This is a genomic window from Rhizobium sp. P28RR-XV, assembly GCF_012641385.1.
In the GTDB taxonomy this organism is placed as follows: domain Bacteria; phylum Pseudomonadota; class Alphaproteobacteria; order Rhizobiales; family Rhizobiaceae; genus Rhizobium.
On the sequence record NZ_JABAIG010000004.1, the window covers coordinates 114,818 to 137,517 of the forward strand.

Genomic DNA, 22,700 nt, shown 5'->3' on the forward strand with positions numbered 1-22,700 from the left:
TATCAAACCAAAAGCTGATTCAAAAAAGACCTGGAAAACCAAAAAAGGTCCGTTTTATCAGCAGATAAGCTGGCCGCCATTGATCTCGACCACCTGCCCCGTGATGTAGCCGGACAGCGTTGGCGCCGCGAGAAAGAGATAGGCGGGTGCGCAATCTTCCGGCGTGCCCAGGCGCTGAAGCGGGATCGACTTGCGCGTTTGCTCCAGCTTCTCCCTGGAGGAATAACGCTCGTGAAAATCCGTCGATATCGTGCCGGGCGAGACGCAATTCACCCGAATGCCGTCTGGTGCCAGTTCACGCGCCAGCGCCTTCGAATAGGTCGAGACGAAGGCTTTGGAGGCGGAATAGATGGCGGAGCCGGGACTGCCGCCGGTGAGCGCGGAAATCGAAACCGTGTTGACGATCGCAGCCTGCCCGGCAGCTCGCAGCAGTGGCAGCAATCCCCGCGTTATCTCCATGACGGACGTCTGGTTGAGATGAACGATCCCTTCATACTGCTCATCCGTCAATTCGCCGGCTGGAAAGCGCCCGACCATGGTGCCTGCATTGTTGATCAGCACGTCGATGCGGTCGAAACGCTCGCCGCCGGCGCTCACAAAATCCCGCGTGCCGTGGCGGGCAGCGAAATCGCAGGCAATGAGAAAGGCGCGGCGGTCTGCTTCCGCTTCCATCAGGAAATCCGGCAATTCGCGATCGGCATCACGGCCGATATGGACAAGCACGCGCGCGCCGCAATCGAGAAACTGCCTCGCGACTTCCAGCCCGATACCGCGGCCGGCGCCGGTGACGACGACGTTGCGATTTTCGAATAGCTTCGGATGAAACACGATAACCTCCTAAACCGCACTCAATTCGCGCGCCGGTAATTGCGGAATTTTCACTTTATCATATGATGACGAAAAAACGAAAGAAAGGGAGCGAAAACCATGTTCCTATCCGGACGTCAGACCGAAATCCTCGAGATCGCCAAGGCGGAAGGCCGCGTGCAGGTGGAGGAGCTGGCGTCGCGCTTTTCGGTCACGCCGCAAACCATCCGCAAGGATCTCAATGATCTCTGCGATGGCCGCGTGCTGTCGCGCGTGCATGGCGGCGCGATCTTTCCCGGCGGAACCGAGAACGTGAAATACGAGGCGCGCCGCTCGATCGCCGCGCCCGAAAAGCAGGCGATCGGCCGCGCCGCCGCCAGCATGATCCCCAACAACAGCTCACTTTTCATCAATATCGGCACGACGACGGAAGCGGTCGGCGAAGCCTTGCTCGGCCATCACGAATTGATGGTCATCACCAATAACATCAATGTTGCCAACAAGTTGCGAATTTTCCCCTCCATCGAGGTCGTCATTGCCGGCGGCGTCGTGCGCGGCTCGGATGGCGGCATCGTCGGCGAAGCCGCCGTCGATTTCATCAAGCAATTCAAGGTCGACTACGCGGTCATCGGCGCGTCCGCGATCGATGCCGATGGCGCGCTTCTCGATTTCGATTTTCGCGAAGTGAAAGTGGCGCAGGCCATTATTGCCAATGCCCGGCACGTCATTCTCGTCGCCGACAGCACCAAGTTCGAACGAACCGCCCCGGTTCGCATCGGCCATCTGTCGCAAGTCCACACCTTCGTCACCGACGAATGCAGCATTGAATCCGTGCGATCCATCGCCGCGGAACATGACGTGCGGCTCGTGGAGGCCACCCGCAGACCGGCCTGAGTGGCTCGCTTTCTGTCAAGAAACGTTCGTTTGACATTCGTATCTGTTTCGCTTTAGATGGATTAGTTTCGATTTTCCATCTTCACGGGATGGCTGACCTTTGCGGAGGGGCGGGTGAGCGAACAGGTCTACGATATTTTCGTTATCGGCGGCGGCATCAACGGCTGCGGGATTGCCCGTGACGCCGTGGGACGCGGCTACAAGGTCGCGCTCGCCGAGATGAACGACTTTGCCTCCGGCACGTCTTCCGGTGCCACCAAGCTCATCCATGGCGGCCTGCGCTATCTCGAACACTACGAATTCCGCCTCGTGCGCGAATCGCTGATGGAACGCGAGGTGCTCTGGGCGATGGCGCCGCACATCATCTGGCCGATGCGTTTCGTCCTGCCCTATCATAAGGGCGGCATCCGGCCGGCCTGGCTCATCCGGCTCGGCCTTTTCCTCTACGATCATCTCGGCGGCCGAAAACTGCTGCCGCCGACGGCGACGCTGGACATGAAGAAGGATCCCGCCGGCAAGCCGCTGAAGGCGCTCTTCACTAAGGCTTTCGAATATTCCGACGGCTGGGTCGACGATGCCCGCATGGTGGTATTGAACGCCCGCGATGCAGCCGACCGTGGCGCCACGATCATGCCGCGAACGAAGGTGATTTCCGCCCGCCGCGACGGCAGCGTCTGGGCGATCGAAACGGAAGATACGATCCGCGGTCAGAAGCGCCGGTTTCGCGCGCGCATGCTGATCAACGCCGCCGGCCCCTGGGTTGATCATGTCTTGTCCGATGCCTTCGGCAAGAACCAGGTACACAATGTCCGTCTCGTTCAAGGCAGCCACATCATCGTTCGCAAGAAGTTCGACGATCCCCGCGCCTATTTCTTCCAGAACCCGGACAATCGCATCATCTTCGCCATTCCCTACGAGCAGGATTTCACCCTGATCGGCACTACGGATCGCGACTACAAGGACGATCCGAAGGATGTGAAGATCACAGAGGAGGAAACCGCCTATCTGTGCAACGCCGCCAGCGAATACTTCAAGGAGCCGGTTCGACCCGAGGATATCATCTGGACCTATTCGGCCGTGCGTCCGCTCTACGACGACGGCGCGTCCAAGGCGCAGGAGGCGACACGCGACTACGTACTGAAGGTCGAGGGCGAAGAAGGCCAGGCACCACTGCTCAATGTCTTCGGCGGCAAGCTCACCACCTATCGCCGCCTGAGCGAGCATGCGCTGCAAAAGATCGGCGAGGCCATCGGGCTGAAGGGCACGCCGTGGACGGCCAAGAGCTCGCTGCCGGGCGGCAACTTTCCGGCTCGCGGTTATGATGCCGAAGTCTCGAAGCTGAAGTCGCGTTACCCCTTCCTTGCCGACCAGCACGCTCGCCGCCTCGTCCGCCGCTATGGAACGCGGGCCGCGATGATCCTTGGCGACGCAAAGACGATTGCCGATCTCGGCCGCTGCTTCGGAAGCGATCTCTATGAAGCGGAAGTTCGGTATCTGATGGAACAGGAATGGGCCTACAGCGCCGCCGACATCCTCTGGCGCCGTTCCAAGAAGGGCCTTTACCTCTCGAAGGAAGAGGCCGCGGCGCTTGACACGCACATGGCCGAAAGCCGCGTCCACGCCTGAGCGTTCAATTCACTTCACTCTCCGGGATCGAGCAGTCGCGGTCCCGCCCCCTCCTCGGAAAGCGTGTCCCAGGGATTGCGCAAGGGACAGCTGTCGAGTGACAGGCAGCCGCAGCCGATGCAGCTGTCCAGCTGGTCGCGAAGCCCCTGCAGGCGTTTGATGCGAGCGTCGAGATCATTCTTCCACAATTCCGAGAGCGCCTTCCAGTCGGCCGCCGTCGGCGTGCGTCCCTGCGGCAGGGCTTCCAGCGCCGTCTGAACCTCGGCAAGCGGAATACCGACCCTTTGCGCCACCTTGATGATGGCGACCCGGCGCAGGACCTCGCGCGGATAGCGCCGCTGGTTGCCGCGGCTGCGATGGCTCTCGATCAGCCCTTTCGCCTCGTAGAAATGCAGCGCGGAGACCGCCACTCCGCTGCGCGCCGCCACCTCGCCGACCGTCAGCTGCTTGGAAAATTGACCTGGCTCGATTTTTCCCATTTAACGCTATTGACCTCAACTTTAGTTGAGGTTTTATAACCCGAGCTCCAAACCGCGTAAAGCAGGAGCAAGACATGACAGAAAGAACCCGGCTGGCGATCATTTACGGCAGCACCCGCCCGGGCCGCTTGTGTGACCGGGTGGTCAACTGGATCGCTCGGGAATTGGCGCATTATCCCCTTATCGACATCGACCTGATCGATCCTCTCGAATTCGACCTTCCCTTCCAGCACGATCGCGAGCATCCCGGCGTCGCTGCGCTCTCGGCGCGGCTTTCGGAGGCGGATGCCTTCATCATCGTCACGCCCGAATACAATCACAGCTTCACGGCATCGCTGAAATTCCTGCTCGATCTCGTCTATGACCCCTGGCATGGCAAGCCCGTCGCTTTCGTTTCCTATGGCGGCATTTCCGGCGGCCTGCGCGCCGTCGAGCAGTTGCGGCTCGTCTTTGCCGAGCTGCATGCCGTCACCGTGCGCGATACGGTCAGCTTCGCCAATCCTTGGGGCAGGTTTGCCGAGGATGGCACGCTGGAAAATCCGCTGGACGCCCGGAAATCGCTGGTGCTCCTGATTGCGCGGCTGAACTGGTGGAGCAACGCCTTGAAACCGGCGCGCGCCATGCGTCCCTATCGCTCCGTCGCCGCCTGATCCTCCGCTCAACATCCGAATCCGGTCTCTCGTTTCTGGCAGGTACGGGAGATCGGTTCGACGCCCGGACCTTACACCATGGGTTCGGGCGTCGTGCTTTCGAGGATCCGCCTTGCCGAAACCGCCGCGATGACCTACCCAATGGAGAGGGAGTTTCGGCGGATACGGGAATGGAGAACGGAAGACGTCTGGGAGGAGCGGATTTCATGCGCGCCGTCGCATGTCTGATGGTGCTTGTTCATCATCTCGTACTCCGCATGAATTTCTACAAAATCCCGCCGAGCCTGGACCTGACCTTCATATTGGCGCGCTTCGGCAATCACGGCGTCTCGATCTTCTTCGTTCTCAGCGGCTTTCTACTTGCGCGACCCTTCTGGCTGGCGCTGGATAGCGGCCAGCCCTTACCGTCTTTGAAGATCTACGCCATGCGTCGCGCCGCGCGCATCCTGCCGGGCTTCTGGTTTGCCCTGACGGTCGGGTTCGTGATCAGTTTCACGGTCTACGGTTTTCCGCTCGATGGCGAGCTGATCGGCCGCTACATCGCCGGCTTCTTTCTGATGAGCCAATGGCACTGGCGCACCTTTTTTCCGGTGCAGGGGGACGGGCCTTTATGGTCGATCCCCTTCGAAACGACCTGCTATGTTCTCTTGCCGATCGGCTTCCTGTTGCTGTTCCGTGCGAAGCCGAGGTCACGCTCCCCGCTCGTCGGCCGCCTGCTCTGGATTGGTATCATCGCGGTCTCGCTGGTCGGGCACTGGCTCGTCGCCACCTATCTGCCCACGGACAGCGTTGGGCGGGGATGGCAATATGGCTTCCAGGGTGGCGCCAAGGAATGGATGCCGCGCTTCAACCCGATCGGCTTCTTTGCGATATTCGCGATCGGCGCACTGGCCGCCGCAATCCAGACCATCATCCCGACGCGCCGCTCGGCAGTCTACGATATCATCGGAGCGCTCGCGATCGTCATGGGCGCATGGCAATTGCCGCAGTCGATCGGCGGCGCGGGAGAAGGCTATGCCTGGCTTGGCATTCCCTATCAATTCCCGCTGCTTCCCCTGGCGGCCGCCATCGCGCTTTGCGCGCTCCCGCAATCGCGGATACTGGCAAAGCTGCTCGACAACGGCCTTACCCGCTATGTCGCCACCGTCTCCTTCGGCGTCTATATCTGGCAGGATATCGTGCTGACCTTGATGCCGCAGCTCTTTCCCTCATCCTTCGGCGCAGGCTCGGACAACGTTCTCGGTGGCTGGATAATTTCAAGCCTGATCGCAACCGCTATCATCTTCGCCATCGGCACGCTGAGCTATGTCTTGCTCGAACGCCCCGTTATCCAGTGGGCGCGCTCCCGGGAGAACATGGCGGCCCGGCCTGTCACCGCTTGATAGAGGGCCATGCATGCGAGGCACGTCGGCGCCGCAAGTTCCTTCTCCCCTCGGGGAGAAGGGGATGCGCGGTGCCCACGCACCTCACATGCCATGGCCCTGCTGCCCAATGGCGCAAGCAGGCACGGTTTAGACTCTGAAGGCACCTTTAAATACGCGTCGCCTTCAGGCGCTCCTCATCGAGAACAATCCCGAGCCCCGGCGCAACGCCGAGATCGAGCCAGCCGGCATCGTGCTTGAGCGGCGATACCATCGGATAGTCGCGACGGGCCTCGCTCCATTCCGGATTGTCATAGGGGTATTCGAGCCAGGCGGCGTCGCCGACGCCGGCGGTCAGATGCGCATTGGCCAGCACGCCGATGCCGTTCGTCCAGGAATGCGGCGTGAACTGCACGCCTGCCTCGCGTGCCTGATAGGCGAGCCGCCGGCAGCCGGTGATGCCACCGACCAGCGCGACATCAGGCTGAATGACATCGAAGGCGCGCTCTTCGATGATATCGCGGAACTCGTAGAGCTCGCGCGTCATCTCGCCGCCGACGATGCGCACCGAGGTTGCCTGCTTCAATTCCTTCATGCCCTTGCGGTCCGAGCGGTGAAGCGGCTCTTCCATCCAGTAGACGCCGAGCCGCTCCAGCTCCCTGGCGACGGTAAGCGCATCCTTGAAGGTCCAGGGCAAGGTCGTATCCCAGGGCATGCGCCAACCCTGATTGCAGTCGACCATCAGCTCCAGCCGATCGCCGACGCGGGCTCGGATCGCTTCCAGCGCCTTGACATCCTCGCGCCAGCCGCCGCGGCCGCCTGAAGACGAGGAGAAGCGCACCTTCATGGCCGGGAAGCCTTCATCGATATAGCGCTCGGCCTGATCGGCCATAGCAGAAGGCTCGCGCAGCACGCCGGAGGAGGCATAGAGTCGCACACGGCTGGCACGACCACCGAGCATCCGCCACACCGGCTCGCCGGTGATCTTGCCGGAGAGGTCCCACAGCGCCAGGTCCATCGGCCAGCAGCGGCCGTAATGGAAGTTGATGTGCGACAGGACTTCGTAGTGACGTTCGACGTGCCGCGGATCCTGCCCGATGAACAGATCCTCATGCCCCTCGAAACCCTTCATCAGGTCGCCCGAGCCGATGCCTTCGCGGCCCTCATCGTCCCGGACACGAACGATGGTCGCATCGAAATGCCGGCGCGGACGGCCATCCCAACTCGCCTTGAACGCCGGATCGAGCGGCAGGCGGTGATGGGTGATCTCTATGGAAACGATCTTGCTCATGGTAACTCCCCTCTTCCCCAGCATGATCCCGAAGGCAACCACGTTGTTTCGGGATCACGCCGATTTCAAACTCAACCGAACTGCTGCCAGATCGTCTTGTAATCGCAGTACTTATCGATCGCATGCACGGAGCGGTCACGGCCGAAGCCGGATTGCTTGAAGCCGCCGAACGGCGTGGCGAAGTTCGACATGTCATAGGTGTTGATCCACACCGTACCCGCATGGATCTCTTCCGAAAAGCGGTGCGCGCGATCCATATCCTTGGTGAAGACCGCGCCGGCAAGCCCATAGATCGTATCGTTGGCAATCTTGAGTGCATCCTCCTCCGTATCGAAGGGAATGGCTGCCAGCACAGGGCCGAAGATTTCCTGCCGCGCCAAGCTCATATCGTTGGTCATGTCGACGAAGACGCCCGGCGACACATAGTAGCCGCCGGTTTCGCTCAAGACACGCTCGGCACCGAAGGCGCGACGCGCACCCTCCTTCTCGCCCGCCGCGATCATCGCCAGAACCTTGTTCATATGCTCTTCCTCGATCAGCGCGCCGATCTGCGCTGCAGGGTCGAGCGGATGCTTGAGCGCGATATCCGAGCGGGTGACCGCCTCGATCTTCTCGATCAGCGTCTCCTGCACCGACCGCTGCACGATCAGGCGCGTCGAGGCATGACAGGTCTCGCCGGAATTGTAGAAGCAGCCCCAGGCAGCCGCGACGGCGGCAGCATCGAGATCGGCATCTTCGAACACGACCAGTGGCGACTTGCCGCCAAGCTCCAGCGCCACGCGCTTGACGTTCGATTGCGCCGCATAACCCATGATCAGCTTGCCGACATCGGTCGAGCCGGTAAAGGCGATCATGTCGACATCCATGTGCAGCGCCAGCGGCTTGCCGGTCTCTTCGCCATAGCCAGTGACGACGTTGAAGACGCCGGCAGGCAGGCCGGCTTCGATGGCGAGCTCGGCAAGGCGGATCGCTGAAAGCGAGGACTGTTCGGCCGGCTTCAATACGACGGAATTGCCGGCCGCTATCGCCGGCCCGAGCTTCCAGGCATCGATGATCATCGGATAGTTCCAGGGCGTGATCGCCCCGATGACGCCGATCGGTACCTTGCGCACCAGTGCCCGCGCATTCGGGCCGGTCGGCGCAATCTCGTCGTACATCTTGTCGATCATTTCGCCGTAAAACTGGATACCGTCGGCGCAGAGGCGCACGTCCACCGTCAACGACGCCATGACCGGCTTGCCCACATCGATCGTCTCGAGCATGGCCAGCTCATCGCCATGGGCGCGAATGAGATCGGCCCATTTCAGCATGATCTTCTTCTTTTCCAGCGGCTCCTTCTTGCGCCAGACACCGCTTTCGAAGGCAGCGCGGGCGGAGGCGACGGCAGCATCGACATCCGCGGCATTGCCGCGCGCGAGCTCAGCACCGGGCTTGCCGTCCATCGGCCGGATGCGGGTGAAGGTCTCGCCCGATACTGCGGCACGATGAGCACCATCGATGAAGTGACGCCCTTCAGGCTTGAGGCCGGAGAGAACGCGTTCCCAATAGTCGCGCGTATAGTTCTTGGTCATTTCAGATTCCTTTCGGGAGCGCCATGACGGCTGCGGCAAAGCGGTCGATATCGGCATCCGCCACGTCGCGGATCGTCGAGCGCCGCATGGGCTGGTTTTCGGTGGCACGCATTTCGCGGGCGAGATCGGCCTCGTCGAACGGCTTGAACGCCGCAGGCAGCGAGCGGACGATCCCGCAGCGATCCATCCAGCCGGAGATAAAGGCAGGAAGTTCAGCGGCACCCTCGACACCGCAAGCCTTGGCGGCGGCATTGAGATCGGCCGTATCCGCTTCGACCAGCCACGGAAGCGTCACTTCGAAGCCGAGCGCCGTCGCAAGACCATGATGAACCGGCGCAAGACCGGCCAGTGCATGGCTGATATTGTGAGCGATCGCCGTTCCGCAATTGTCGATGGCAATGCCGCCGAAGCAGGAGCCAAGCAGCACGTCGCCGCGAGCGGCCACGTCGTCAGGGTGCTTGACGGCCGTCTCCAGCGCACCCGTCAGCAGCCGCAGCGCCTGATGAGCGTAGAGTTGCGCGCCGCGATGCGTGTTGCGGTTCGTTGCCGCCTCGAAGGCGTGGATAAAGGCATCGAGGCCGCACCATGCCGTCAGGCTGGCGGGCAAGGTCTTCGTCAAGGCCGGATCGAGAATGACGAGGTCTGCCTTCGTCTCCGGTCCCCAGATCCAGAGCTTCTTGCCCTCGGGCCCAGCAAAGATATTCGTCGCCGATGTCTCCGACCCCGTACCGGCCGTGGTCGGGATCATGATCTTCTTCAGCGGATTCTTCGGCAGCGGGTTGGCTGCCAGCGCATAATGCATCGGGGCCTCGCCGGAGGCGATGCAGCAGGCGACGATCTTGCCGATGTCGAGCGCCGAGCCGCCACCGATGCCGATCACCATATCCGCCCCCTGCCCCGCCTCGATCGCCGCCTGCAAATGCGCAAGCTTCGGCTCGCCGGCAAAGTCGGAAAAGACCTGCGTCTCCACGCATGCTTCGGCAAGCTTGGCGCTGAGCTTGGCCGCAAGGCCCGACTGCGCCAGAAAGGCATCGATCACAAGCAAAACCGTGCCGACGCCATCGAAGGATTTGACCGCGGCGGGAAGGCCGGAGAGCGCGCCCTCGCCGAAACGAATGTCTGGAATGGCGGAAATGGAAAAGGACACGCAAGAACCCCTTGGAAAAGCGGCCGAAAATGATGCCATAATCCTGCATCACAATTTCAAATCTTCAAATCCGGGCAATTATCAGGAATATTGATGATCTGAAGTTATGGAGTGCTGATGCTAGAGAAAATACCGCTGGAGGCCTTCCGCGTGTTCGATGCGGCCGCGCGCGCAATGAACTTTTCCCGCGCCGGCCGCGAGCTGAACATTACCCAGGCCGCCGTCAGCCGCCGCATCAAGGGGCTCGAGGATCACCTCGGCGCGACGCTCTTTACCCGGCGCGGACGGAACCTGGCGCTGACGCCGGATGGCGAACGGCTGTTCCAGCGCGTACGCGCCACGCTGGAATATCTGGAGGAGAGCCTGGAGCCTTTTCGTGCGGGTACGGGCGAAATCATCTCGATTGCGGCAAGCGGCTCGATCTCGCATCTCTGGCTCGGGCAGCGGCTAAGGGATTTCGGCAAGGAGAGCCCCGGCATCTCCGTGCGCCTGCTGACGACGGATGTGCATTCCGAGCTCGCCTCGGAGAACAATGACCTCATCATCATCTATTCCACGGGCGAACATCCGCGCTGGAGCCTGACGCCACTGATGAAGGAAGTGCTGGTGCCGATCGCATCGCCGGATTACCTGGCGATCCGCGGCCTCGATCCGCAGGCATTGACGGCGGTCGACATCGCCGGGCTCGATCTCATCGATTACGAACGCGCCAACGCCCACTGGATCAGCTTCCGCCAATGGTTCGGCCGGATCGGCGACCCGTTGAAGGGGAAGCTGCCGAGACCGCGCCTGTCGTTCTCGACTTACATCATGGCGGTGGAGGCGGCGCTCAGGGGCGAAGGTATCGCGCTCGGCAGCCTCGGCCTCATCGAGGAATATCTGCAGTCCGGTGCGCTGATCACCGTCGGTAACGACCAAGTGGAGAGCGGCTTCGGATACTATCTCGGCGCCCCTCGCTTCCGCTCGCTTTCTCCCGAAGCGGCGCAGCTGCACCGGTTTTTGCTACAAGGACAGCAGATTTGATGCAACCTGGGAGGGATCGCCTCACCGACTCCGCTTTGAGAAGTCGGGGTTGCGGTCGCTCACCATCCGCCCTCGTGGCTCGAGGCTGCAGCCTTCGACAAGCTCAGGGTGCTTTCGCGCCGCACCATGGGGACTGATCTTGCGTGCCTCGCCAAAGACCTGCTCCACCTTATGGTGAGGTGCAACACCGTTAAGCGGAGCGAAAACGGTGGTGCCTCGAACCACGAGGTGGCCCTGGTTCGCGCCGGATGTTACCCAACCCTGTGATTTGCTGCGCCTCACCCTGAAGTAAGCAGCCGGAGCCTCGAAGGGCGAGGATGGCCCGGACCTTCCAACAAAAAAGCGGCCCATGGGACCGCTTTCATCTCATTCACCGTAGTCGGGTAGCCGGATCGCATCAATCCTGCGGGATAGAGCCGCGCAGATGCGAGAGTTCCATGATGAAGTGCTCCAGACGCGACTTGTGCTCGTGATGCTCGGCATCTTCGAGTTCGGCCTTGGCGGCATTGATGCGGCGGTCCAGCTCGTCACGGCTCATGTCTTCGACCGGAACGGCGGATTCCGCGAGCAGCGTGCAGCCGGTCGGCAGGATATCGGCGAAGCCGCCGAATACGACGTAGTCCTGCTTCTTGCCCGAAGCCGAATGCACCTTGACGACGCCCGGCTTGATCGTGGTCATCGTCGGCGCATGATGAGCCATGACGGTCATCTCGCCTTCGCTCGCGGGGATGACGACATCGATGACCTGTTCCGACAGCAGCAGGCGCTCCGGAGAAACCAGTTCGAAATTGAAATTGTCAGCCATGGCCCGTCACTTCTCGATTGTCTTATTCGCAAGGCAAGGGCGCGCGGGCAATGCCGCGCGCCGATGGATTAGCCTTATCAGGCAGCCAGCTTCTTGGCCTTTTCGATCGCTTCGTCGATCGAGCCGACCATGTAGAAGGCAGCTTCCGGCAGATGGTCGTATTCGCCGTTGACGAGGCCCTTGAAGCCCTTGATCGTGTCTTCGAGTGCAACGAGCTTGCCCGGCGAGCCGGTGAAGACTTCAGCGACGAAGAACGGCTGCGACAGGAAGCGCTCGATCTTGCGGGCGCGGGCGACAGCCAGCTTGTCGTCTTCGGAGAGTTCGTCCATGCCCAGGATGGCGATGATGTCCTGCAGGGCCTTGTAGCGCTGCAGCGTCGACTGAACCTTACGGGCAATTTCGTAGTGCTCTTCGCCGACGACCAACGGGTCGAGCATACGCGAGGTGGAGTCGAGCGGGTCGACGGCCGGGTAAATACCCTTTTCAGCGATCGAGCGCGACAGAACCGTCGTTGCGTCCAGGTGGGCGAACGAGGTTGCCGGTGCCGGGTCGGTCAAGTCGTCGGCCGGAACGTAAATGGCCTGAACCGAGGTGATCGAGCCCGTCGTCGTCGTGGTGATGCGTTCCTGCATCTGGCCCATGTCGGTGGCGAGCGTCGGCTGATAGCCCACGGCCGAAGGAATACGGCCGAGCAGAGCCGACACTTCCGAACCAGCCTGGGTGAAGCGGAAGATGTTGTCGACGAAGAACAGAACGTCCTGGCCTTCATCGCGGAAGTTTTCAGCAACCGTCAGACCGGTCAGAGCGACGCGAGCGCGGGCGCCCGGCGGTTCGTTCATCTGGCCGTAGACGAGCGCGGCCTTGGAACCTTCGCCGCCGCCATGCTTGTTGACGCCCGATTCGATCATTTCGTGGTAGAGGTCGTTGCCTTCGCGGGTACGTTCGCCCACGCCTGCGAAGACCGAGTAACCACCGTGCGCCTTGGCGACGTTGTTGATCAGTTCCATGATGAGAACGGTCTTGCCGACGCCGGCGCCGCCGAACAGGCCGATCTTGCCGCCCTTTGCGTAAGGAGCAAGGAGGTCGACGACCTTGATGCCGGTGACGAGAATCTGCGCGTCCGTGGACTGCTCGACGTAGGACGGAGCATCCTGGTGGATGGCGCGCTTCTTGGAGGTGTTTAGCGGACCCGCTTCGTCGACCGGCTCGCCGATGACGTTCATGATACGGCCGAGCGTCTCATGTCCAACCGGAACCGAGATAGGAGCGCCGGTGTCGGAAACAGGCTGGCCGCGAACCAGACCTTCAGTCGAGTCCATGGCGATCGTGCGGACCGAGTTTTCGCCGAGGTGCTGCGCGACTTCCAGAACAAGGCGATTGCCGTTGTTGCTGGTTTCGAGAGCGTTCAGGATCTTCGGCAGATCGCCGTCGAAAGAAACGTCCACGACGGCGCCGATAACCTGCGTAACCTTACCGAGAGAACCTGCGGGGGTAGCTGCGTCAGCCATATTCTTACCCTCTTTTCCTAACTTCAGAGCGCTTCCGCGCCCGAAATGATTTCAATCAATTCCTTGGTGATCTGTGCCTGGCGCTGACGGTTGTAGTTCAGCGTCAGCTTGTTGATCATCTCACCAGCGTTGCGCGTCGCATTGTCCATCGCGCTCATCTTGGCGCCCATCTCGCCGGCGACGTTTTCGAGCAACGCGCGGAAGATCTGGACGGAGATGTTGCGCGGGATCAGGTCCGCGAGGATCGAAGCCGCATCCGGCTCGTATTCGTAGACGGCGCCCTTGTGGGCTGCATCTTCTTCGACGACGGCCGGAGCCGAAGCCGGGATCAGCTGCTGTGCCGTCGGGATCTGGCTGATCACCGACTTGAATTCGGAATAGAACAGCGTGCAGACATCGAATTCGCCGGCTTCGAACATCTCGATGATGCGCTTGCCGATGGCGTCGGCATTGTCGAAGCCGATGCGCTTGACGTCGCGCAGTTCCTTGCGCTCGACGATCAGCGATGCGTATTCGCGGCGAAGCACGTCATAGCCCTTCTTGCCGACGGTGAAGATCTTCACCGTCTTGCCTTCGGCCAGAAGCTTGCGGGCATGGTCGCGGGCAAAACGCGAGATCTGCGAATTGAAGCCGCCGCAAAGTCCGCGCTCGGCCGTGCAGACGACAAGCAGATGCACATCGCTCTTGCCGGTTCCGGTCATCAAGAGCGGCGCACCGTCAGCATCGCTGACGGCAGCCGAGATGTTGGCCAGAACAGCGGCCATGCGCTGCGAATAAGGCCGGGCGGCCTCGGCCGCCTCCTGCGCACGCCGAAGCTTCGCCGCGGCGACCATTTTCATCGCCTTGGTGATCTTCTGCGTCGCCTTGACGGAGGCGATCCGGTTTTTCAGATCCTTGAGTGAAGGCATCCTTGGTCCGTCCTAGAGCTTGGCCCGATTACGCGAAAGACTTGGCGAAGCTGTCGAGAGCAGCGGTGAGCTTGCCCTTCGTCGCGTCGCTGATGGCCTTTTCGGTGCGGATGGTGTCGAGGATTTCCTTGCCTTCCGAGCGGAGGTACGACAGGAAGCCGTGCTCGAACTTGCCGACCTGCGGAACGGCGATCTTGTCGAGGTAGCCGTTGACGCCGGCGAAGATCACCGCGACCTGCTCTTCCGTCTTCAGCGGCGAGAACTGCGGCTGCTTCAGGAGCTCGGTCAGGCGGGCACCGCGGTTCAGCAGGCGCTGCGTTGCCGCATCGAGGTCGGAACCGAACTGGGCGAAGGCAGCCATTTCGCGATACTGGGCGAGTTCGCCCTTGATCGAGCCTGCAACCTGCTTCATCGCCTTGATCTGAGCGGACGAGCCGACGCGCGAAACCGACAGACCGACGTTAACGGCCGGACGGATACCCTGATAGAACAGGTCGGTTTCTAGGAAGATCTGGCCGTCGGTGATCGAGATCACGTTGGTCGGAATGAAGGCCGAAACGTCGTTACCCTGCGTTTCGATGACCGGGAGAGCGGTGAGCGAACCAGCGCCCTTCTCGTCGTTCATCTTGGCAGCGCGCTCGAGGAGGCGCGAGTGCAGGTAGAAAACGTCGCCCGGATAGGCTTCGCGGCCCGGCGGGCGGCGCAGCAGCAGCGACATCTGGCGGTAGGAAACAGCCTGCTTGGACAGGTCGTCGTAACCGATCAGAGCATGCATACCGTTGTCGCGGAAGTATTCGCCCATGGCGCAACCGGCGAACGGAGCCAGGAACTGCATCGGAGCCGGATCGGAAGCGGTCGCGGCAACGATGATCGAGTACTTCAGCGCGCCGCGCTCTTCGAGCACCTTTACGAACTGAGCGACGGTGGAGCGCTTCTGGCCGACGGCGACGTAGACGCAGTACAGCTTTTCGCTGTCCGGGCCGGCATCGTGGATGGCCTTCTGGTTCAGGATCGTGTCGAGAATGATGGCGGTCTTGCCGGTCTGGCGGTCGCCGATGACGAGCTCGCGCTGGCCGCGGCCAACCGGGATCAGAGCGTCGATGGCCTTGAGGCCGGTCGACATCGGCTCATGAACCGACTTGCGCGGAATAATGCCCGGAGCCTTGACGTCGACGCGCGAACGGCGCGTCGCGTTGATCGGGCCCTTGCCGTCGATTGGGTTGCCGAGCGCGTCGACAACGCGGCCGAGAAGTTCCGGACCGACCGGAACGTCAACGATCGCGCCGGTGCGCTTGACGGTGTCGCCTTCCTTGATGTCGCGGTCGGAGCCGAAGATAACCACGCCGACATTGTCGGCTTCAAGGTTCAGCGCCATGCCGCGGATACCGCCGGGGAATTCGACCATTTCGCCGGCCTGAACATTGTCCAGACCGTAGACGCGGGCGATACCGTCACCGACGGAGAGAACCTGGCCGACTTCGGAGACTTCAGCTTCCTTGCCGAAGTTTTTGATCTGATCTTTCAGAATTGCGGAAATTTCCGCTGCGCGGATATCCATCAGCCGACCTCTTTCAATGCAAGCTTAAGGGTGGAGAGTTTGGTGCGAAGGGACGTATCGATCTGACGCGAACCGACCTTGACGATCAGGCCGCCGAGGATCGACGGATCGACGGTGACGGCAATCGCCACGTCCTTGCCGGTGACGCCCTTCAGCGCCGCCTTCAATTCATCTTCCTGCGCCGGAGTGAGCGCATGGGCCGAGGTTACCTCGGCGGAAATCTCGCCGCGATGCTGAGCGGCGATGATGCGGAAAGCCTTGATCATGCCCGGCAGCGCAAAAAGGCGCCGGTTGCTGGCCACAAGCTTCAGAAAATTGGTGACGTAGGCACCGAAACCAGCCTTCGTTGCCAGCGCCTGGATCGCGCCGACTTGATCTTCAGCCGAAAAAACCGGGCTGAGGACGAAACGCTTCAGATCGTCGCTTTCGTCGAGCATGGCTTGGAACCGATCGAGATCGGCGGTCACTGCCGGCACTGCACCCTCTTCAAGGGCCAATTCGAACAGCGACGAGGCATATCGTTCTGCAACGCCAGAAACATGCTGGGATGTGTCTGCCACGGGCACAAAATTCCCTGATTTCAACCCAAGAACTCGACTTCCGGATGACGGAAGCCATATGTCCTTGAATTCGTTTTGATTTCCCCCAGAAATCAGCAGGAGCGCACTCCCACCGCATCCGAAATTCGGGGTTCGTCTAACATAGGATATTGAGACTCGCAACACGCGTAATCGACGAATGCGCCATTCGGGCGAATTTATGATGCCAAAACTCGAAAAGCATGGGGATAGCGCCGGCGAAAAAGCCGCGCCGGAGCTGTTTTCGGCTCAAATATAGCCTAGCCCGTAGAGAAAAGGTAGCGCCGCCAGTGCAGCCTGCGCAACCAGAAGGAGAAGACTCAAAAACACACTGCCACGATCCGACATCAGCGACAGGATGCGACCGAACGCCGCGACGCCGAAGGAAGCGCCGAGCGCGAGATAGATCATCGGCTGTGCCAACAGGATCGCCACCAGCCCGAAGCCGACCATGAAGCCGCCAGCGGAGCGAGCCTCGGCATAGGCTTCGGAGCGCCCTTCCTTCACCTGCAACTTGAGGAAGCGGTAGGCATAGCCCGGCCCGAACATCAGGAAGAGGCCGATGAGCGTGGTGACGGCAGCCGAACAGTAAGCAAGCCGCTCGCCGAATTCGGTCGGAAAATAAAGCTCCATCGGTCGCCCCAAAATCAGCCGCGCGCAAATCATGTAAGTGAGACGGCCGAACTTATGGCATGATCCGGGTTGCAAGGGGAAGGCGCAGTCTAGATATCTGCAGCGTCAATCACAGAAAGCTTTGCGGATCGATGTCGAGCTGCACCTGCACGGAGCCACGCTCCTTCGGTGACTGCGCCAGCATCGCCCGGAGGAAGCCCTGCATGTCGGAATTGCGGCGGCCGTGCACGAGCAGGCGGAAACGGTGGCGGCCGCGCACGAGCGCGATCGGCGCTTCGGCCGGACCGAGCACCGAAATGCCCGTCACCTGCGGCGCCGCATTGCGCATGCCGCGGGCATGGGTTTCGGCATCCTGCCTCGTGTCGGCCGAGACGATGATCGAGGCGAGCCTGCCGAAGGGCGGCAATATGGCCCTTTCCCGCTCGGAAATTTCACGCTCGTAAAAAGCGCCGGCATCGCCTGATACGATCGCCTGCATGACAGGATGCTGCGGCTGGAAGGTCTGCAGCAGACCGTGGCTCTTGAGACCGGTTCGCCCGGCGCGTCCCGTCACCTGCGACAGGAGCTGGAACGTGCGCTCGGCGGCGCGCGGATCGCCGTTCGCCAGGCCGAGGTCGGCATCGACGATACCGACCAGCGTCATCAGCGGAAAATTGTGCCCCTTGGCGACGAGCTGCGTGCCGATGACGATGTCAGCCTCGCCCTTGGCGATCGCATCGAGCTCTAATCTTAGCCGCTTGACGCCGCCCATGATGTCGGAGGAGAGCACGATCGTCCGCGCCTCGGGAAAATGCCGCTCCACTTCTTCCGCGATGCGCTCGACGCCTGGCCCGCAGGCAACGAGATGATCGAGCGTGCCGCATTCGGGGCAGGCCTCCGGCGTGCGCTCGGCATAGCCGCATTGATGGCACTGGATCTGGCCGCGGAAGCGATGCTCGACCAGCCAGCTCGAACATTGCGGGCACTGGAACCGATGGCCGCAGACCCGGCAGAGCGTCAGCGGCGCGTAACCGCGTCTGTTGAGGAACATGAGCGCCTGCTCGCCCTTGGCGACCGTCTTGCCGATCGCCCGGATCATGACCGGCGAAAGAAAGCCGCCGCGCTCCGGCGCATGCCGGCGCATATCGATCAGATGCAAATCGGGAAGTGCCGCATCGCCAAAGCGGGTCGGCAGGTGGATTGTCGTGTAGCGGCCGCTCTGGCCGTTGACCTGGCTTTCGACTGAAGGCGTCGCCGAAACCAGCACCACGGGAAAGTCGCCGATGCGGCCGCGCACCACGGCCATGTCGCGCGCATTATAATAGACGCGGTCCTCCTGCTTGTAGGCAGGGTCATGCTCTTCGTCGACGATGATGAGCCCGAGATCCTCGAAAGGCAGGAACAGCGCCGAACGAGCGCCGGCCACGACCCTGACCTCGCCGGTCACGGCCTGACGCCAGACTTTTTCGCGCATGCGCGGCGCGAGATCGGAATGCCATTCGGCCGGCTTGGCGCCGAAGCGATCCTGGAAGCGTTCGAGAAAGCTTGCCGTCAGCGCGATTTCCGGCAGCAGGATCAGCACCTGCTTGCCGTGCCTCAGCGTTTCGGCGATGGCCTCGAAATAGACCTCCGTCTTCCCGGAGCCGGTAACGCCATCGATCAGGGAAACCGCGAATTCGCCCTTGCCCACATCAGCCAGGATCTCTTCGGCCGCTTGCCTCTGTGGCCCTTCGAGCCGCGACGCGGTGAATTCAGGATCGGGCTTGGCGACGACGGGCGGCGGTGGCAGGAAGATGGTTTCGAAAATGCCCTGCGAGATCAGCCCGTCGATAACGCTGGTGGAAACACCCGCCGCATGCGCAAGCCCGGTACGCGTCCAGGAAAGCCCGTCGGCGGCAATCTCCATCACCTTGGCGCGGGCCGGCGTCATCCGTTCCGGCTGGCCGCCGACGAAGCGCAGGCCCTCGATCATCGGTTCGGGATCGAAGGCGGCAGGCGCTCGCAAGGCCATGCGTGCCACCAGCCCCGGCGGCGACAGCGTGTAAGAGGCAACCCAATCGATGAAGTCACGCATCTGCTTGCCGAGCGGCGGGCAATCGAACACATGGCTGATCGGCCGAAGTTTCTTCGGGTCGACGCCGCCGTCGTCTTCGCCATCCCAGACGACGCCGATGACCTGACGCGGCCCCAGCGGCACCTGGACAACGGAGCCCGGCTCCACCGCCATGCCCTCGGGCACGGCATAGGAATAGGCCCTCGGCGCCGGCATCGGCACGAGAACGGGAACCGTGCGGCTCATCACAGGCTTTGCGGGCGCCGCCTCGAAAAGCGCACCGAACAGATCGGAAGAATCTTTGCTCATTGCGCCAGACCATGCCCCGGACGAGCGCAAAAGAAAACCCGGCAGCTACTCAAGAGCACGCGCAAAATGCGAACGGTCCGCAGCCTCGGTGAATGTCTGGCCCTGTGCGGCAATGCCGCCAATGACCACAATCGAGCCGAAGCTGCCGTTTGGCGATCGTGATGCGAGTCACTTCTTCGCGCCCTCGCTCCGGCCGGAAGGGTTGGGTCATTCCCCAGCAGCAGACGTTCCCTCGAGTCGACTTTCCCGACCGCGCTACTCGCCTGTGATGGAAAGCATTTCGTCGAGCTGCTCCAATTGCTCCGGCAATGCGGCCGCCGATCCCTGTAGCGCTTCGTCAAGCGCCTCCTTGGACGGATAGACTTCGTGGAAATTCAGCAGTGTCCTCCCGCCTTGGTCCTCGAAGGTCACGGTCGTGATCGCACCCTCTTCGCCCTCGTCGTTGGTCCAGACGATGCGCTCGTTCGGCACCACCTCGAGATACTTGCCATAGAAGGCCATGGTGTCCGAACCGCCGACGCCGAATTCCAGACGATATTTACCGCCGGTACGGACGTCCATATCGCACGATACGAGCGAAACGCCGGATACCGATTTTGGCACCCACCAGCGCTGGAACAACTCAGGTTGGCTCCACGCCCTGTAAACCGTGCTGGGCGGCGCATCGAATATCCGCGTTACGACGAGTTCGCGATCCCATCTGCGCTCGACTGACGTGCGGTTCTGCGGACCAGATGCACCGTTAACTTGCTCAGTCATCGCTTCCCTCCTGTTGCATTTCGCTGATGATTTCATCCAAAGCTTCGAAGCGAGCCTCGAAGAGCTTGCGATGCGCCTCGATCCACTCGGCCTCTGCCTTGAGGCCGCGTTCCCCAAGCTTGCAGGTTCTCACCCGTCCGACCTTCTGCGTGACGACGAGCCCCGCCCGCTCGAGAACCTGGACGTGCTTCTTCATGCCGGTCAGCGTCATCTGGAACTTATCCGCGAGACTGGTGATCGACGCATCCCCTCGCCCAAGCTGATCGATGATCCCGCGACGGGTCGCATCAGACAGCGCCGCAAACGAGAGATCGAGAGGAGGAGTTAAATACTGAACCATATAGTTCAGTATTTAACCTGCTTGCGCAGAAAGCGCAAGCGCTCCGAGCGTCCCACGCCGTAGACCGGTCATCCGAGGTCATGCACTGCGGCGCCGGCAGCAGAAAATCGTCTGCTGCGGGTCAAAAGCGGACCGTCTCCTTTTAGCGATTCGATCGTGTAATGGGCACACGATCCGTGTCGCCTCGCATCAGTTGATGATTTCGCCTCGTTCGTCTGAGCGCAGTGCGGTCAGTCGTTCTCTCCATACCTGTAGTGCTTCAGGCGTCAATCTGGTCCAATGCGTGAGTTCGCCGATGACCTTGAGCGGTGCGCTGCTGCGATACGACCGAGTGGGGTTGCCGGGAAATTTCTTGTCGGTCACGTTCGGGTCGTTCTCGAATGTCCCGGTCGGCTCTACGACATAAACACGCGGGACTGCGCCGCCTCCGATGAGTTCGGCCGCGATTTCAGCGGCAAGCCCGGCACCGTCCACAATGGCAGTGAAATAGATATGGTTCATCACCACTTCAGGACGATAGTTCGACCGATATCCTGCGGTGAGGAAGTCACCCACGCGCAAATCCGCGATTGTGCCATGAAAGAAGGGTCCCTCGTCCGGCGCTTCGGTCATCGTGATCGTCCTTATCTTGTGAGTCTGCTTGTAGTCAGGCAGCTAAGCGGCGTGGGAGGATTCCCTTTCTGCTCACCCAAGTGCCATCGGGCGGAAGGCTCCCTTGTTCGTCCTTGCCGGCAGCGATCAGGCTCGGAATACCGGCTCTCGCGGCGTCAGGGGATCCAATGTCATGATTGCCCGGCAGCTTCCAGAATGAGTTTGGTGATCTCATCCGGATGTGAAATGAGCGACAGATGGCTGGATTTGAGTTCGATGGCTTTAGCGCCCATGCGTCTGGCCATGAAACGCTGCAGGTCTGGATTTATCGTCCCATCTTGCGTCGAAACAGCGTAGTAGCTTGGCTTCGAGCGCCAAGCAGCGTTTGAGGTTTTGCCGGTGAGCAACGCCTTTTGGAATGGTTGTTGAACGGCATAGAGAACCCTCGCCCTGGCTTCGGGAAGGTCGCCCCCGAAATCGCGCAGGAACCCTTCCTCCGTCAGTCGTCCTTCGTCGCCGTCGAAGACAATGCCCGCGGTTGCGGGTGGTGTCGGGTAGGTTTTTGCCAAAGCTGCATAGTCCTCACCTGCATCCGGTGCTCGGGCAGCGACATAAACCAGTGAAGAGACGTTCGGGTGTATGCCTGCCTCGGTGAGGATCATCCCCGAAAAGGAGTGGCCGACAAAGACAGTCGGACCGTCCTGCCGGTCGAGGACGCGCCCGGCGGCCGCCACGGCATCGGGCAGCGTGGTGAGCGGATTCTGGACCGCCGTGCAGTTTAGGCCCTTCGCCTGCAGCCGGGCGATAACCTCGGTCCAGCATGATCCGTCGGCGAAAAGTCCATGCACGAGAACGACATTGCGCGCCGTTGGAGGCGTGCGTGTGGCGGCCAGGCCGGCATGTGTCGCAACAAATGACGTGGCAGCACCGACGAGCAAAGTTTTAGAAAATGTGCGTCTGTTCATCATCATGATCGAATCTCCTTCGTTTGCGAAGCGGTAGGATTATTTGAACTCGGTCCGGAGCGGCATCTCAGATTGACATCCCGCCAGAGACCTCGATGCGTTGGGCATTGACCCAGCGGTTGTCCTCGGAGAGCAGCGAGGCAATCATCGGACCGATATCGTCGGGCAGACCGGCACGGCCCAGCGCCGTCATTTCGGCGACACGCTGGTTCAGATCCGGATTGTCGCGCACCATACCGCCGCTAAAGTCTGTCTGGATGGCGCCGGGCGCGACGACATTGACGGCGATGCGCCGTGGTCCCAGCTCCTTTGCCATGTACTGGGTCAGCACCTCGACCGCTCCCTTCATCGCACCGTAAGGAGCGCTGCCAGGAACGATGATGCGAGTCAGGCCGCTCGACAGGTTGACGATCCGGCCGCCGTCATTGATCAGCGGTAAAAGCTTCTGCGTCAGGAAGAAAACGCCCTTGAAGTGCACATTGTAAAGCATGTCCAGTTCATCTTCCGTCGTCGCCTCGATGCTGTTGTGGTGCGAGGTTCCGGCATTGTTGACGAGGTAGTCGAAGCGCTCGGCGCCCAAATCGGCAAGCGCCTGCTTTACGGCGTCGACGAAAGGGTCGAAACCGTGGGCGTCGCCAGTGTCGAGCTTGAGGGCAATGGCTTTGGCGCCAGCTTCAGCAACTAGGGCCACGACCTTTTCGGCTTCCGCCCTGCTGGAATTGTAGGTGAGGATCGAGTCGACACCGCGTCTGGCGAGGTTGAGCACGGTGTTGCGGCCCAGCCCGCGGCTGCCGCCGGTGACGATTGCGATTTTGCGTTCGGAATTCTGTGTCATTGCCGTTCTCCGTTGGTTGATGACGGTGAA

General features: G+C 61.4%; 22 protein-coding genes. 5 read left to right on the plus strand and 17 right to left on the minus strand.

The features are described 5' to 3' along the window. Nucleotides 1-57: 57 nt before the first annotated feature. Nucleotides 58-828 carry an SDR family NAD(P)-dependent oxidoreductase gene (locus HGP12_RS09940; protein ID WP_168839965.1) on the minus strand — a complete coding sequence of 257 codons (771 nt, stop codon included), beginning with the start codon at nucleotides 826-828 and terminating at the stop codon, nucleotides 58-60. 99 nt (nucleotides 829-927) lie between these two features. Here HGP12_RS09940 and HGP12_RS09945 point away from each other — a divergent pair, with 99 nt between their 5' ends. Beyond that, on the plus strand, nucleotides 928-1,701 hold the full coding sequence (locus HGP12_RS09945; protein ID WP_168839964.1) for a DeoR/GlpR family DNA-binding transcription regulator: 774 nt from the start codon (nucleotides 928-930) through the stop codon (nucleotides 1,699-1,701). Nucleotides 1,702-1,815: 114 nt separating this feature from the next. After that, nucleotides 1,816-3,327, plus strand: coding sequence for a glycerol-3-phosphate dehydrogenase (glpD, locus tag HGP12_RS09950; protein WP_168878711.1), 1,512 nt, complete (start codon nucleotides 1,816-1,818; stop codon nucleotides 3,325-3,327). A gap of 14 nt (nucleotides 3,328-3,341) precedes the next feature. On the opposite strand, the gene soxR is transcribed toward glpD, so the two are convergent. Then, complete coding sequence (gene soxR / locus HGP12_RS09955; RefSeq protein ID WP_168839962.1) at nucleotides 3,342-3,806, minus strand: redox-sensitive transcriptional activator SoxR; 465 nt, start codon at nucleotides 3,804-3,806, stop codon at nucleotides 3,342-3,344. Nucleotides 3,807-3,880: 74 nt separating this feature from the next. Here soxR and HGP12_RS09960 point away from each other — a divergent pair, with 74 nt between their 5' ends. Both HGP12_RS09960 and HGP12_RS09965 read left to right on the plus strand, forming a co-directional pair. After that, complete coding sequence (locus tag HGP12_RS09960) at nucleotides 3,881-4,456, plus strand: NADPH-dependent FMN reductase (RefSeq protein WP_168839961.1); 576 nt, start codon at nucleotides 3,881-3,883, stop codon at nucleotides 4,454-4,456. A 170-nt stretch (nucleotides 4,457-4,626) separates the two neighbouring features. Beyond that, complete coding sequence (locus HGP12_RS09965; RefSeq protein WP_168839960.1) at nucleotides 4,627-5,838, plus strand: acyltransferase; 1,212 nt, start codon at nucleotides 4,627-4,629, stop codon at nucleotides 5,836-5,838. Nucleotides 5,839-5,986: 148 nt separating this feature from the next. Here the strand turns inward: HGP12_RS09965 and HGP12_RS09970 are convergent, their stop codons facing one another. From HGP12_RS09970 to HGP12_RS09980, 3 genes are all read right to left on the minus strand, one after another. After that, entirely contained in the window at nucleotides 5,987-7,108 is a 1,122-nt protein-coding gene (locus tag HGP12_RS09970) for a mandelate racemase/muconate lactonizing enzyme family protein (RefSeq protein WP_168878712.1), read from the minus strand. A 71-nt stretch (nucleotides 7,109-7,179) separates the two neighbouring features. Further along, nucleotides 7,180-8,679, minus strand: a complete 1,500-nt coding sequence (locus tag HGP12_RS09975; RefSeq protein ID WP_168878713.1) for an aldehyde dehydrogenase family protein — start codon at nucleotides 8,677-8,679, stop codon at nucleotides 7,180-7,182. A gap of 1 nt (nucleotide 8,680) precedes the next feature. Continuing rightward, entirely contained in the window at nucleotides 8,681-9,826 is a 1,146-nt protein-coding gene (locus HGP12_RS09980) for an iron-containing alcohol dehydrogenase (protein WP_168878714.1), read from the minus strand. Between the two features lie 117 nt (nucleotides 9,827-9,943). On the opposite strand from HGP12_RS09980, the gene HGP12_RS09985 reads away from it, so the two are divergent. Next, the gene (locus tag HGP12_RS09985; RefSeq protein ID WP_168878715.1) at nucleotides 9,944-10,849 is read left to right on the plus strand and encodes a LysR substrate-binding domain-containing protein; all 906 of its coding nucleotides are present in this window, start codon (nucleotides 9,944-9,946) and stop codon (nucleotides 10,847-10,849) included. A gap of 397 nt (nucleotides 10,850-11,246) precedes the next feature. Here HGP12_RS09985 and HGP12_RS09990 read toward each other — a convergent pair whose 3' ends face one another. From HGP12_RS09990 to HGP12_RS10045, 12 genes are all read right to left on the minus strand, one after another. Then, nucleotides 11,247-11,654, minus strand: coding sequence for a F0F1 ATP synthase subunit epsilon (locus HGP12_RS09990; RefSeq protein WP_075853699.1), 408 nt, complete (start codon nucleotides 11,652-11,654; stop codon nucleotides 11,247-11,249). Between the two features lie 77 nt (nucleotides 11,655-11,731). Further along, nucleotides 11,732-13,162, minus strand: a complete 1,431-nt coding sequence (gene atpD / locus HGP12_RS09995) for a F0F1 ATP synthase subunit beta (protein WP_168839955.1) — start codon at nucleotides 13,160-13,162, stop codon at nucleotides 11,732-11,734. Nucleotides 13,163-13,185: 23 nt separating this feature from the next. Next, entirely contained in the window at nucleotides 13,186-14,070 is an 885-nt protein-coding gene (locus HGP12_RS10000; RefSeq protein WP_015341388.1) for a F0F1 ATP synthase subunit gamma, read from the minus strand. 28 nt (nucleotides 14,071-14,098) lie between these two features. Next, nucleotides 14,099-15,628: a F0F1 ATP synthase subunit alpha gene (atpA, locus tag HGP12_RS10005; protein WP_168839954.1), complete on the minus strand. Its 1,530-nt coding sequence runs from the start codon at nucleotides 15,626-15,628 to the stop codon at nucleotides 14,099-14,101. Continuing rightward, nucleotides 15,628-16,194, minus strand: a complete 567-nt coding sequence (locus HGP12_RS10010) for a F0F1 ATP synthase subunit delta (RefSeq protein WP_168839953.1) — start codon at nucleotides 16,192-16,194, stop codon at nucleotides 15,628-15,630. The genes atpA and HGP12_RS10010 overlap by 1 nt, the downstream gene beginning before the upstream one ends. A gap of 261 nt (nucleotides 16,195-16,455) precedes the next feature. Beyond that, complete coding sequence (locus HGP12_RS10015; protein ID WP_168878716.1) at nucleotides 16,456-16,839, minus strand: DUF4345 domain-containing protein; 384 nt, start codon at nucleotides 16,837-16,839, stop codon at nucleotides 16,456-16,458. 109 nt (nucleotides 16,840-16,948) lie between these two features. Next, on the minus strand, nucleotides 16,949-19,180 hold the full coding sequence (locus tag HGP12_RS10020; RefSeq protein ID WP_168878717.1) for a primosomal protein N': 2,232 nt from the start codon (nucleotides 19,178-19,180) through the stop codon (nucleotides 16,949-16,951). A gap of 255 nt (nucleotides 19,181-19,435) precedes the next feature. Further along, a complete protein-coding gene (locus tag HGP12_RS10025) occupies nucleotides 19,436-19,939 on the minus strand; it encodes an SRPBCC family protein (RefSeq protein WP_168878718.1) in 504 nt (167 codons plus the stop codon). Beyond that, complete coding sequence (locus HGP12_RS10030; protein WP_168878719.1) at nucleotides 19,932-20,279, minus strand: ArsR/SmtB family transcription factor; 348 nt, start codon at nucleotides 20,277-20,279, stop codon at nucleotides 19,932-19,934. The genes HGP12_RS10025 and HGP12_RS10030 overlap by 8 nt, the downstream gene beginning before the upstream one ends. Before the next feature lie 189 nt (nucleotides 20,280-20,468). Further along, nucleotides 20,469-20,891 carry an NAD(+)--rifampin ADP-ribosyltransferase gene (gene arr, locus HGP12_RS10035; RefSeq protein WP_168878720.1) on the minus strand — a complete coding sequence of 141 codons (423 nt, stop codon included), beginning with the start codon at nucleotides 20,889-20,891 and terminating at the stop codon, nucleotides 20,469-20,471. Nucleotides 20,892-21,061: 170 nt separating this feature from the next. Further along, nucleotides 21,062-21,841 carry an alpha/beta fold hydrolase gene (locus HGP12_RS10040; protein ID WP_168878721.1) on the minus strand — a complete coding sequence of 260 codons (780 nt, stop codon included), beginning with the start codon at nucleotides 21,839-21,841 and terminating at the stop codon, nucleotides 21,062-21,064. 61 nt (nucleotides 21,842-21,902) lie between these two features. Continuing rightward, entirely contained in the window at nucleotides 21,903-22,670 is a 768-nt protein-coding gene (locus tag HGP12_RS10045) for an SDR family NAD(P)-dependent oxidoreductase (protein WP_168878722.1), read from the minus strand. Between the last annotated feature and the right edge of the window lie 30 nt (nucleotides 22,671-22,700).